The sequence below is a fragment of the uncultured Flavobacterium sp. genome (genome assembly GCF_963974175.1).
Lineage (GTDB): Bacteria > Bacteroidota > Bacteroidia > Flavobacteriales > Flavobacteriaceae > Flavobacterium.
On the sequence record NZ_CAXBBR010000002.1, the window covers coordinates 319,817 to 332,234 of the forward strand.

The window sequence follows — 12,418 nt, forward strand, 5'->3', positions numbered from 1 at the left end:
TTTTGTTAAAAATATCCATTGTTAATAGTAAAACGCAATTGCTTGATATTCAGTTAACTTTAAGTTAACATTAATTGTTGATAACTTGAGATAGAATATTAGAACTATTTTTCTGTAGTATTAAAAAAATAAGTAATCAAAAACCCACATTAGAAATCCAAATTTACTTTGGTGAATTTTTAGAATAGTTATCAATATAAAAAAGTGCTTTATTAACAAAATTTTAAAAAATACTTATTTACAAATTCAAATGATTTTAGTCTATCAACCATTGTTAATTAAAACATAAAAACTCTTTAAAACTAGATATTTAAGTAAATATAGTATTGTTAATAACTCCGAATAAAGTTCTACAACTTGGTTTCAATACTTTTTCTTAAATATTTATAGCCACTATTAACAAGCTATAATACCCATTAATAAATAATTTAAATTAATTTTTTTTTTTATTGTATTATATATGTGTTGACAACTTTAAAGAAAAATTAAACAATTTTTAAATTGTTATCGTACTTCATTTCTTGTAAAATTGCTTTTACGCTAGCAAAGTCATTAGGATGAATTTTAAGTTTGATTCCTCCAAGAGCAGTTGAGTACATGGGAACAATTGATGACATCAATTCATTCTGAAAATAATACTGCAAACCTTCCTGATCCAATCGATGTTTTAGAATTTCTATTTCATGGATGTAATCAAAAATAGCGATAGTTATAAATGCTTCCATTTTTATTGTTTTCATAAAGATACAACTATTCTGTAAAGTTATATTTTCTTTAAAACTGCCTGCTATTTTCTTATAACTGCATACTATTTCGTAATTTTCGACTTTTAAGAAAAGATTTATGAGTAAAAGAATAAGAAAGCCGGTAAAGAAAGAGAAAGATTTCTCTGAACAAATTATAAAAATATTATCGCAAAGTGCTAATAAAGCATTCAATTATAAACAAATAGGAGCAAAGCTAGAGCTTGACGATACACAAAGTAGAAACCAAATTATAAAGGATTTAAAGATACTTGCAAGCCAAAATAAAATTATAGAATCAGAGCCAGGAAAATATTTGATTAAAGCAGAAAGCAAAGAGTATTACGAAGGCAAGATTGACATGACAGGTAGAAAAACAGCCTATTTTGTTTGTGCTGAATTAGAGGAAGATGTATTTATTCCAACGAATAATTTAAACCATGCCTTAGATAAAGATATTGTCAAAGTATATGTTTACAACCGAAGAAAAGGTAAAAGACCTGAAGGTGAGGTTATTGAAGTGATTGAAAGACATAAAACTGATTTTGTAGGAGTTATTGATATTCAGAAGAATTTTTCTTTTGTTTCTACAGCCAATCCAAAAATGTATACGGATATTTTTATTCCAAAAGATAAAATAGGAGAGGCAGAGCAAGGAGATGTGGTATTAGTTCATATCGAAGACTGGCCTTCAAGAGCAGATAGTCCTTTTGGAGCTGTGATTAAAGTATTAGGAAAACCAGGAGAGCACGACACCGAGATTCACGCTATTTTAGCTGAATACGGTTTGCCAGCTGAATTTCCAATTGAAGTTGAAACCTTTGCTCAAAAAATTGATACTTCGATAGAAGAAAGTGAAATTGCTAATCGTCGCGATATGCGCGATACATTGACTTTTACTATTGATCCAAAAGATGCCAAAGATTTTGATGATGCTTTATCATTCAAAAAATTAGAAAATGGAAATTACGAAATAGGTATTCATATTGCCGATGTCTCGTATTATCTAGAAGAAGGAAGTATTCTTGACGACGAGGCTTATCAAAGAGCTACCTCTGTTTATTTAGTGGATAGGGTAGTACCTATGTTGCCAGAAGTACTGTCTAATTTTGCATGTTCATTGCGTCCAAATGAAGAAAAATATACTTTTTCGGCTATTTTTGAAATTACAGATAAATGTGAAGTAGTTAATCAATGGTTTGGAAGAACAGTAATTTATTCTGATCAACGTTTTGCTTACGAAGAAGCTCAATATATTATAGAAACTAAGGACAATACAATACCCGAAGAAATTTCCATCACAGGAAGTTCTTATGTTGTTTCGGATGAAATTGTTGCTGCTACTTTAAAAATGGATGAATTAGCTAAGATTTTCCGAAGAAAAAGAATGAACGACGGAGCTATTTCTTTTGATAAAGTAGAAGTAAAATTCAACTTAAATGAAGAAGGAGAACCGGAAGGCGTTTACTTTAAAGTATCAAAAGATGCTAATCATTTGATTGAAGAATTTATGCTTTTGGCCAATAAAAAAGTGGCTGAATTCATTGGTAAACAAAAGAAAACTTTTATATATAGAATTCACGATGAGCCTAATGCAGATAAATTAATTGCATTACAAACGGTTATAGCAAAATTTGGTTATAAAATTGATTTAAGAAGTAAAGACGATATTTCAAAATCGTTGAATAGTTTATTAAGTGAGGTTGTAGGAACTAAAGAACAGAATTTAGTAGATACTTTAACCATCAGAACGATGAGTAAAGCTAAATATTCTACTGATAACATAGGGCATTATGGATTAGCATTTGATTATTATTCTCATTTTACGTCGCCTATTCGTCGTTATCCTGACGTTATGGTACACCGTTTGCTACAGTTTTATCTAGATGGCGGAAAGTCCGTAGACGAAGATACCTATGAAGCTAAATGTTTACATTCTTCTACAATGGAAGGATTAGCTACCCAAGCAGAAAGAGATTCTATCAAATACATGCAGGTGAAATACATGCAGGATCATAAAGATCAAGAATTTTTGGGAGTTATTTCTGGTGTTACTGAATGGGGAATTTTTGTCGAAATCATTGAAAATAAATGTGAAGGTATGGTTCGAATTCGAGATATAAAAGATGATTATTATTCTTTCGATGAGAAACAATATGCACTCGTAGGAGCAAGTTCGCATAAATTATTACAATTAGGGGACGAAATTTACGTTAATGTTAAAAATGCGGATCTAGTTAAAAAACAACTTGATTTTAATTTTTTAAGACGTATTGAAGAACCAGTAAAATAAAAAAAATGAAAAGATTGTTGATTATAACATTTGTTATTGTTGCCCAAATGAGCTTTGGTCAGGTTACTAAAAACTTAGGTGATTTTAGTGATATCAAAGTATTTGATAAACTTAAAGTTGAACTAATTTCATCTTCAGAAAATAAAGCAGAAATTACCGGTAATAGGGAAAGTGAAGTTGAATTTGTTAATAAAAATGGAGAATTAAAAATAAGAATGCCATTTCCTAAATTGTTATCCGGAGATGATATTACTATTAAATTGTATTTTAGAAACATTGAAAGTATCACTGCAACCGAAGGTTCTTTTGTTTCATGTGATACTAGGTTCAAACAAACGATCATGGATTTAAGTGCAAAAGAAGGAGCACAGATTAATATTGATTTAGATGTTGAAAAAGTAAATGTAAAAGCAGTTACAGGTGGAATTATTGAATTATCTGGTAAAGCTTTAAATCAAGATGTAGTTATTATGTCTGGTGGAAATTTACAATCTAAAGAATTACATACCTCACAAACCTCAATAAACGTTTCTGCGGGAGGAAATGCAGAAATACATGCTAGTACTCTTGTTGACGCTAAAGTTAAAGCAGGAGGCTCAATTTACATTTATGGAAGTCCAAGACAAATCAATAAAGAAACATTGTTTGGTGGAACGATCGTAGAAAAAAAATAATTCGTAGTTATAAATTTTAATGGTAAACGATATTTTATCCGGAATTCCTTGGGGAATTTTCCTAAGTTTTATGATTGGTCCCGTATTTTTTATTTTACTTGAAACAAGTATTATAAAGGGTTTTAGAGCTGCAATAGTTTTTGATTTAGGTGTTATTTTAGGAGATATAGTATTTATTGGTATTGCATACCTTGGGAGTTATAGGTTAATCCAATCTTTAAAAGACAAACCAGCTCTCTTTATTTTTGGAGGGATGTTGATGTTAGCCTATGGTATTATTTCTTTTATCAGTTTGCGGAAAGAAAAGAAGATTGACACTAAAAAAATTGATAATGAAATCATAAGAAAAGATTATTTTAGTCTTTTTATTAAAGGATTTTTCTTGAATATTATTAATATTGGAGTGCTAGGTTTTTGGTTAGCGATAATCATTTCGGTGGGTCCAAAATTAGACATGCAAACTTCGAGAATGGTTACTTTTTTTGCTGCTGTAATTATCACTTATTTATTAGTAGATTGTATTAAAATTCTTTTAGCTAAACAGTTAAAAACAAAGATGACTCCAACTAATATCCTTAAAATTAAAAAAGGAATCAGTGTTGTTTTGATGGTTTTTGGAATCGTTTTGATAACACAAGGTTGGTTTCCAAAAGAAAAAGAAATGGTTAAAAATGCATTTCAAAAAATAGAGAAGGAACATTAAATTTTTTGTCTTATATATTTAAACCGCTCTATTTGAGCGGTTTTTTTTATGTTTTAAAATGACTTAAAATCTAGCTAAGAATTTTAATGGTTTAAATTTTGGCGATTCTCTGTGTCTTCTTTGTGACTCTCTTTGAAACTATTCACTAAAAATTGAACATAAAAAAACCTCCAAGTTTCCTTGAAGGTTTTAGAGGCATCGTGCGGATTCGAACATATCTTTAATAAATTTTTCTAAAAAATTGAATATAAAAAAAAACCTCCAAGTTTCCTTGAAGGCTTTAGAGGCATGGTTCGGATTCGAACATATCTTTAATAAATTTTTCTAAAAAATTGAACATAAAAAAACCTCCAAGTTTCGTTTAAGGCTTTAGAGGCATGGTTCGGATTCGAACATATCTTTAATAAATTTTACTAAAAAATTGAACGTAAAAAATCCTCTAAGTTTCCTTGAAGGCTTTAGAGGCATAGTTCGGATTGGAACATATCTTTAATAAAATTTTCTAAAAAATTTAATATAAAAAAAACCTCCAAGTTTCCTTGAAGGTTTTAGAGGCATCGTGCGGATTCGAACCGCAGTAGGAGCTTTTGCAGAGCCCAGCCTAGCCACTCGGCCACGACGCCATTTATTGAATGGATGGCAAAAGTACTTAAAAAGTTTAGAGTTTAAAAGTTTAAAGTTTAAAAGTTTTAAAAAATTATTATTTTCTGCTTTTAAAATGCGTTTACATTTGCGGTATTTGCAATCGGTTTAACTTCTGTATTTTTCTAATTCAACAGTAACCGCTTCAACATCACCACCAATAGGAGGATTTAATTTAGAAACAGCCAATAGTATTCTAGAAACTTCTGGAATTTCTCCAAATACACGTGTAATTATCCTTTGTGCCACATGTTCTAGTAAATGGGAACGGATTTCCATTTCTTCCACAACAATTGTATTCAATAATACATAATCTACGGTGTCATTCAAGTCATCTGACTGGCAAGATTTACGTAAATCGGTCTTTATTTCTAGGTCAATCGAGTAATCGGAACCTATTTTTCCTTCTTCGATCAGGCAACCATGATAGGAGTAGGTGCGTATATTTTTTAATTTAATAGTTCCCATTTTATGTATCGTCTTTAATTAGCTTGTTTATTTTTTTATAAAAGTACGAATTATTTGAATTTTATTGGCTTAAAAAGAAATAAGCAAATCCTGCATTCGCTATTTAACCAACAATTTTGATAACTTTGCTTCTTTAATACAACATTATGTCTACAGAAGAAAAATCACTTCATTTTATAGAACAGATTATAGAAGAAAGCTTAGCAAATGGTTTTCCAAAGGAGCAACTTCGTTTTCGTTTTCCACCAGAACCAAATGGCTATTTGCACATTGGTCATGCTAAATCAATTTGTCTTAATTTTGGCTTAGGATTAAAATACAACGCGCCAGTTAATTTACGTTTTGACGATACAAATCCAGCTAAAGAAGAGCAGGAATATGTTGATGCCATAAAAGAAGATTTGTTATGGTTGGGTTTTAATTGGACTGAAGAACGATATTCTTCTGATTATTTTCAACAACTCTATGATTGGGCGGTTGAAATGATTAAAAACAATAAAGCTTATGTAGACAGTCAGTCTTCTGAAGATATGGCTATGCAAAAAGGGACACCTACTCAACCTGGAGTAGACGGTCCTTATAGAAACCGTTCTGTAGCTGAGAATTTGACTTTGTTCGAAGCGATGAAAAATGGCGATTATCCAGAAGGAAGCCATGTTTTACGTGCAAAAATAGATATGTCATCGACTAATATGTTGATGCGTGACCCTTTGATGTATCGTGTTTTACACCGTCATCATCATAGAACAGCTAACGATTGGAAAATTTATCCAATGTATGATTATGCTCATGGCGAAAGCGATTATGTAGAGCAAATTTCACATTCAATCTGTACATTAGAATTTGTGATGCACCGCGAGTTATACGATTGGTTTTTAGACCAAATTTATGATGAAAATAAGGTAAGACCACATCAATATGAATTCGCTCGCTTGAACCTTAATTACACTGTAATGAGCAAGCGAAAGTTATTGCAATTGGTGCAGGAAAACATTGTTAATGGATGGGATGATCCAAGAATGCCAACTATTTCTGGTTTAAGAAGAAGAGGGTATACTGCAGCTTCTATTCGTAAGTTTTGTGATATCATTGGTGTTGCAAAGCGTGAGAATGTAATCGACGTATCTCTTTTAGAATTTTGTCTTCGTGAAGATTTGAATAAAACAGCGCCTCGAGTAATGGCAGTTTTAGACCCAGTAAAATTAGTTATTACTAATTATCCTGAAGATAAAGAAGAGTCATTAGATGCTGAAAATAATCAGGAAGATGATGCTGCCGGTTTTAGAAAATTGCCTTTTTCTCGTGAATTATACATAGAAAGAGAAGATTTTCTTGAAGTTGCTCCAGCGAAGTTTTTCCGTTTAAGTATTGGGAATGAGGTTCGTCTTAAAAATGCATATATAATTAAAGGCGAAAGTGTTGTAAAGGACAGTGAAGGTACTATTACCGAAATCCATGTTTCTTATGATGAAGACAGCCGAAGCGGTAGTGGGAGTGAAGCTTCTCAACGAAAAGTAGCTGGTACCTTGCATTGGGTTTCCATAAAACATGCCATTGAAGCTGAGATTCGTTTGTACGATCGTTTGTTTATTGATGAAGCGCCAGACAGTCATAAAGAAAAGAACTTTTTAGAATTTATGAATACTAATTCTCTCGAAATAGTGAAAGGTTTTGTAGAACCAGGTTTAGCTTCTAGTACCCCTGGAGATAAATTTCAATTCCAACGTTTGGGTTATTTTAATACAGATAAAGATAGTAGAGAAGGTAATCTAGTTTTCAATAAAACAGTTGGGCTCAAAGATGCTTGGGAAGAAAAAGGCAAGAAAGAAAGTAATTTATTGGTGAATACACAAAAAGAAATCAATAAATATGTGAAAGAAAAAGACGTTTCTAATGCTGATTTGATGTTGGAAAATATCGTTGCTAACATACTAAGTATCGATAATTTCAGTCTGATAAACCAAACGGTTGTTAAAAATGTTAAGAATGACAATAATTCTTTATTGTTTGCTAATTTAATTTTACTGCACTCTGATAAAGTACAACCGAAAGATATTGAAAAAGAGGTTTTGACAAAATTATACACGATGTCGTTAAAAAGTCAATTGGCTGCCGTTAGGATTTTAGCAATTCAGAATTTGAGTACGGATGCTGTTAATTTTGATGAATTTAAAAATCAGCTTGCAGAATTGAAAAACACAGAGAAAAATGAAAAAGTTTCTGATTTATTAACTAACCTAAAGCTCTAATCTATTTTTCTTATAGAATAGATTTTAATAATACAAAAACGCCTTTAATGGGCGTTTTTCTTATTATTGTAAAAAACTATCAAATACAAATATTTAATTGTTTTTATATATTAAAAACGACTCCCATATAGCTTGATTAAGCTGTTTTTAAGTTTTATACATTAAATAGCATGAACTATGCTATTTTCATTGATTAGTATCCTTTATATAAGCTTTTAATCATTTTAAAATCACTTTTATTGCTTATTAACATGTAAATGTTAATAAAATTTGTATCTTTATGTTATTACTAATTAAATATAAAAAATTATGTCAAAGAATACAGGAAATACGATTTTAGCAATTTTAACTGGTGCAGCTATTGGAGCTGGTGTTGGAATTTTATTTGCTCCGGATAAAGGTTCAAAAACAAGAGTAAAAATTAAAGACAGTTATAAAGATGCTCAAAAGGATTTACAAAAAAAGTATGAAGAACTTTCTGAAGAAGTAAAAACAAAATTCACTAGTACGAAATTTGATTTTGAAGGAAGCTATGATGATTTACTTTCAAGTATGAGTCATAAAACAGAAGATGTAATTAGTTTCCTTGAAAGTAAATTAGCTGAGCTAAAAGAGAAAAACTCAAAACTTCAAAAATAATTAATAAGCTTTAAATTTGAAAATAAATAATTAATGTATGGCATTTGAAGAAATAAAAGAGAATGTTGAAGAAATTCAAGAACAGACGCAAGCATATATTGAAAATAATCTAGCCTATTATAAATTGCGGACTTTTAAAATGGCAATGAAATCAACGACTACGATTTTAAAGTTTTCTTTGATATTGTTGGGTTTTAGTATGGTTTTGTTATTTCTTTCTTTAGCCCTTGCATTTGCTATTGGAAATTATTTGGATAGTTTTCCATATGGTTTTCTGATTGTTGGAGTGATTTATCTTCTTGCTACAGGAGTTTTATTTTTGGTTAGAGATAAGGTAGTGGAAGGACCTCTATTAGAGAAATTTTCAGAAATATTTTTTAACGACTAAACTAAACTATGGGAACTAAAAAATATTCATCGTATGATCAAATTGATAGAGAACTTGAGATTTTAAATATAGAAAAAGAAATCAGCTATCAAAAAATTATTCTGGGCTATCATAAAACTAAGGAAAGCATTACACCTAAACATTTAGTTAACAATTTGTTGGGCTCCTTTAAAACAGGCTTTAATGGCTCTTATGGTACCATATTAAACATAGCAGTACCATTTGTGATCAAATGGATAATAGATAAAAAAAGAGGCCGTTAGGCCTCTTTTTTGTTATAATAATAAAAAGTATTATTCTTCTGTTTCAGAATCGTCTTCCTCTTCATTTTCTATTGGAGTGATAGGTTCAGTTTTTGTTTTAGCTTTTCTATTTCCTTTTTTCATTGATTCCCCGACCATATTACTAGCTGAGAAGCTTGCCACCATATTGTTTAGCATGTCACTACCTGCTTGTGGTGAATTTGGTAATAAAATCAAATTAGAATTAGTATCAGCACCAATAGCTTGTAAAGTATCGTAATGTTGTGTAACCACAATCAACGCAGAAGCTTCTTGAGAGTTAATTCCAACTCTATTTAATACATCCACACTTTCTACTAATCCTCTAGCAATCTCTCTTCTTTGATCTGCAATACCTTGTCCTTGTAGACGTTTACTTTCTGCCTCTGCCTTTGCTTTTGCAACAATTCTAATTCTAGATGCTTCCGCTTCAAATTCAGCTACTGTTTTCTCTCTATCAGCAGCATTAATTCTATTCATGGCGTTTTTTACTTGAATATCCGGGTCAATATCAGTTACTAATGTGTTGATAATTGTATATCCGTATGTGGTCATAGCTTCGTTTAGTTCTCTTTTCACGGCAATGGCGATGTCATCTTTTCTTTCAAAAACATCATCTAATTTTAATTTTGGAACCTCGGCACGAACCACATCAAATACGTAAGAAGTAATTTGGTCATGTGCGTATTCTAATTTATAAAAGGCATCGTAAACCGTTTCTTTGACCACCATAAATTGAACCGAAACTTTAAGTTTGACAAAGACATTGTCTTTAGTTTTGGTTTCGATAATTACGTCTAGTTGTTGGATTTTAAGATTTACACGTCCTGCAACTCTATCAATTAGGGGAATTTTCAAATGGAGTCCTGATTGTCTAACGCTGTGAAATTTACCGAATCGTTCGATGATAACAGAAGTTTGCTGCTTCACTGTGAAGAATGAAGACAGTAGAATAAATAATCCAATAACAAGTAGGATAATTAATGTAATGTTCATAAGATGTATAATTAAGATTAAAAATTAGTGTTAAATTACAAAAAATCTTTAGGTTTGTGAACGTTTAATTCAAGAATATGAAAAAGCTCTATTTTACATCAGTTTTGATTTTGGTTGTATGTACCGTTTTTGCACAATATGGTTATAGGGATTCTAATAGGATAGGGGTGACGTTTGGAGTAAATCAGCTTACTATGAATACTGACAATTTTCAAACAAAGCCGGATTTAGGTTGGAATGCTGGTTTATCTGTGAGAGGGAATTTCTATGATAATTGGGATATGGTTTACGCACTACAGTTTAGCGAAAATAATTTTTCAGTGGCTACTAGGAAACTCAATGTTCAAAATGTAGATGTTAATTATAAACTGGCTTCGGCTCAGATATCGCTACAGTTGAGTTATATTCTTGTAGAAAATATTTTGAGTGTGGAGTTTGGACCAATTGTACAAGTGAATGGAAAATTTAAAATTGATTATGAAGATGAAAACAATACGATTAATGGGACCGCATTGTTAGCAAAGGACATTGTTGATATTTCTAAATTTAATTTCTATCCAACTGTTGGTATTACAGCTGGTGTACGTCATTTTAGATTTAATGTTTCGTATCAGTATGGAATAAATAACATGCTTGATAATCTTAATACGAAGCAGCTGGGGGTTAATTTTAAAGGAAATCCTGGAATACTTAATGGAAATATTATTCTATATTTATAAAAAAAGCCTCCGTATTTACGGAGGCTTTTTGACTTTTATAAAGTTTCAATTGCTTTTTGAATTCTGCTAATTGTTTCTTTTTTTCCAATGAGCTCCACGATATCAAATAGGTGAGGGCCTTTTAAAGCACCAACCAAACTCAAACGGAAAGGTTGCATTACTTTTCCCATTCCAATTTCGTTTTTCGTCATCCAGTCTTTTACGATAGTTTCGATGTTGATGGAAGTGAAATCAGTTATTTCTTCTACGACAGATATTAGTTCTTGCATTAAAGCTGGAGTTTCTGCTTTCCAGTTTTTTGATGCTTTTTCATCATAGGTTGTTGGAGCAACAAAAAAGAAATCGCTTAATTCCCAAAACTCAGAAACAAATGAGGCTCTTTCTTTTATTAAAGATACGATCTTAACTAATGTAGTTTCTAGTGCTGTAATTCCTTTTTCTTCCAAAATAGGAGTGAAGGCTTTCGCCAAATCTTCGTCTTTTTGCTTGATTAAATATTGGTGATTGAACCATTTATTTTTTTCTGGATCAAATTTCGCACCTGCTTTGTGAACTCTGTTCAAATCGAAAGCTTCTACTAATTCTTCTAAAGTATATATTTCTTTGTCTGTTCCATCGTTCCAACCCAATAATGCTAAGAAGTTAACAACTGCTTCTGGGAAAAATCCTTTTTCTCTGTAACCTGATGAAATTCCTTCTTCCGTTTTCCATTCTAATGGGAATACTGGGAACCCTAATTTATCTCCGTCACGTTTAGATAGTTTTCCGTTTCCAACTGGTTTTAAAATCAAGGGCAGGTGTGCAAATTCAGGTGCATCCCAACCAAAGGCTCTGTATAATAAAACGTGAAGTGGCATAGACGGTAGCCATTCTTCTCCACGTATAACATGCGAAGTTTCCATTAAATGATCATCCACAATATTTGCTAAATGATATGTTGGCATTCCGTCACTTTTAAACAGTACTTTATCATCTAGTAAGCTGGTTTCAAATTTGACATCACCACGAATGATATCTTGTAAATGCAAGGTTTCACCAACTGGAGTTTTAAAACGGATCACATAAGGATCACCGTTAGCGATTCTTTGTGCAGTTTCTTCAGCAGAAATTACCAGTGAAGTATCTAGTAATTCTCTATTAGTATGATTGTAAATAAAGGTTTTCCCTTGTTCTTCTTGTTCTTTTCTTGCTGCATCTAATGCTTCAGCCGAATCAAAAGCATAGTAGGCCCAACCAGAGTTTATTAATTTATCAGCGTATGCTCTATATAAAGGTTTTCTTTCGCTTTGACGGTAAGGACCAAATTTTTCATTTTTCCCTATCGTTTCATCAGGAGAAATACCTAACCATTTTAATGCTTCCATGATATACGCTTCGGCACCTGGAACAAAACGATTTTGATCAGTATCTTCGATTCGTAAAAAGAAAACACCATTATTTTTCTTGGCAAACAAATAATTGAATAGGGCAGTACGGACACCGCCAATATGTAAAGGTCCTGTTGGACTAGGTGCAAAACGCACACGAACTTGCTTCGACATTTTTATAAATTTTGATGCAAAGATACGATTTCAATCGCTGAACTGCAGAATTTGAAAACGAGATAATTTTAACATTTTTGAC

The 12,418-nt window shown here is 31.5% G+C and carries 12 protein-coding genes and 1 tRNA gene; 8 read left to right on the forward strand and 5 right to left on the reverse strand.

Features of this window, described 5'->3' with window-relative positions:
- Positions 1–485 precede the first annotated feature (485 nt).
- Positions 486–725, reverse strand: coding sequence for a hypothetical protein (locus AAC069_RS04355; protein WP_074721113.1), 240 nt, complete (start codon positions 723–725; stop codon positions 486–488).
- Between the two features lie 118 nt (positions 726–843).
- On the opposite strand from AAC069_RS04355, the gene rnr reads away from it, so the two are divergent.
- The 3 genes from rnr to AAC069_RS04370 are packed head-to-tail and all read left to right on the forward strand — an operon-like array spanning position 844 to position 4,413.
- Complete coding sequence (gene rnr, locus AAC069_RS04360; protein ID WP_339919272.1) at positions 844–3,036, forward strand: ribonuclease R; 2,193 nt, start codon at positions 844–846, stop codon at positions 3,034–3,036.
- Positions 3,037–3,041: 5 nt separating this feature from the next.
- Positions 3,042–3,710 carry a head GIN domain-containing protein gene (locus tag AAC069_RS04365; protein ID WP_339919273.1) on the forward strand — a complete coding sequence of 223 codons (669 nt, stop codon included), beginning with the start codon at positions 3,042–3,044 and terminating at the stop codon, positions 3,708–3,710.
- Between the two features lie 19 nt (positions 3,711–3,729).
- Complete coding sequence (locus AAC069_RS04370; protein WP_339919274.1) at positions 3,730–4,413, forward strand: LysE family transporter; 684 nt, start codon at positions 3,730–3,732, stop codon at positions 4,411–4,413.
- Positions 4,414–4,965: 552 nt separating this feature from the next.
- Here AAC069_RS04370 and AAC069_RS04375 read toward each other — a convergent pair.
- Positions 4,966–5,036 (reverse strand) — tRNA-Cys (locus AAC069_RS04375).
- A 127-nt stretch (positions 5,037–5,163) separates the two neighbouring features.
- Positions 5,164–5,523, reverse strand: coding sequence for a dihydroneopterin aldolase (gene folB, locus AAC069_RS04380; protein ID WP_339919275.1), 360 nt, complete (start codon positions 5,521–5,523; stop codon positions 5,164–5,166).
- Positions 5,524–5,669: 146 nt separating this feature from the next.
- On the opposite strand from folB, the gene AAC069_RS04385 reads away from it, so the two are divergent.
- The 4 genes from AAC069_RS04385 (at position 5,670) to AAC069_RS04400 (ending at position 9,062) form a co-directional block, all read left to right on the forward strand.
- Complete coding sequence (locus AAC069_RS04385; RefSeq protein WP_339919276.1) at positions 5,670–7,772, forward strand: glutamine--tRNA ligase/YqeY domain fusion protein; 2,103 nt, start codon at positions 5,670–5,672, stop codon at positions 7,770–7,772.
- Between the two features lie 309 nt (positions 7,773–8,081).
- The gene (locus AAC069_RS04390) at positions 8,082–8,411 is read left to right on the forward strand and encodes a YtxH domain-containing protein (protein WP_091085572.1); all 330 of its coding nucleotides are present in this window, start codon (positions 8,082–8,084) and stop codon (positions 8,409–8,411) included.
- Between the two features lie 37 nt (positions 8,412–8,448).
- The gene (locus AAC069_RS04395) at positions 8,449–8,799 is read left to right on the forward strand and encodes a competence protein (protein WP_339919277.1); all 351 of its coding nucleotides are present in this window, start codon (positions 8,449–8,451) and stop codon (positions 8,797–8,799) included.
- An 8-nt stretch (positions 8,800–8,807) separates the two neighbouring features.
- Complete coding sequence (locus AAC069_RS04400; RefSeq protein WP_339919278.1) at positions 8,808–9,062, forward strand: DUF6327 family protein; 255 nt, start codon at positions 8,808–8,810, stop codon at positions 9,060–9,062.
- Positions 9,063–9,092: 30 nt separating this feature from the next.
- Here AAC069_RS04400 and AAC069_RS04405 read toward each other — a convergent pair whose 3' ends face one another.
- A complete protein-coding gene (locus AAC069_RS04405) occupies positions 9,093–10,076 on the reverse strand; it encodes an SPFH domain-containing protein (RefSeq protein ID WP_339919279.1) in 984 nt (327 codons plus the stop codon).
- 77 nt (positions 10,077–10,153) lie between these two features.
- Here AAC069_RS04405 and AAC069_RS04410 point away from each other — a divergent pair, with 77 nt between their 5' ends.
- Positions 10,154–10,795 carry an outer membrane beta-barrel protein gene (locus AAC069_RS04410; RefSeq protein WP_339919280.1) on the forward strand — a complete coding sequence of 214 codons (642 nt, stop codon included), beginning with the start codon at positions 10,154–10,156 and terminating at the stop codon, positions 10,793–10,795.
- 35 nt (positions 10,796–10,830) lie between these two features.
- Here the strand turns inward: AAC069_RS04410 and gltX are convergent, their stop codons facing one another.
- Positions 10,831–12,336 (reverse strand): glutamate--tRNA ligase, encoded by a 1,506-nt coding sequence (gltX, locus tag AAC069_RS04415; protein WP_339919281.1) that lies wholly within the window; start codon positions 12,334–12,336, stop codon positions 10,831–10,833.
- Positions 12,337–12,418 lie beyond the last annotated feature (82 nt).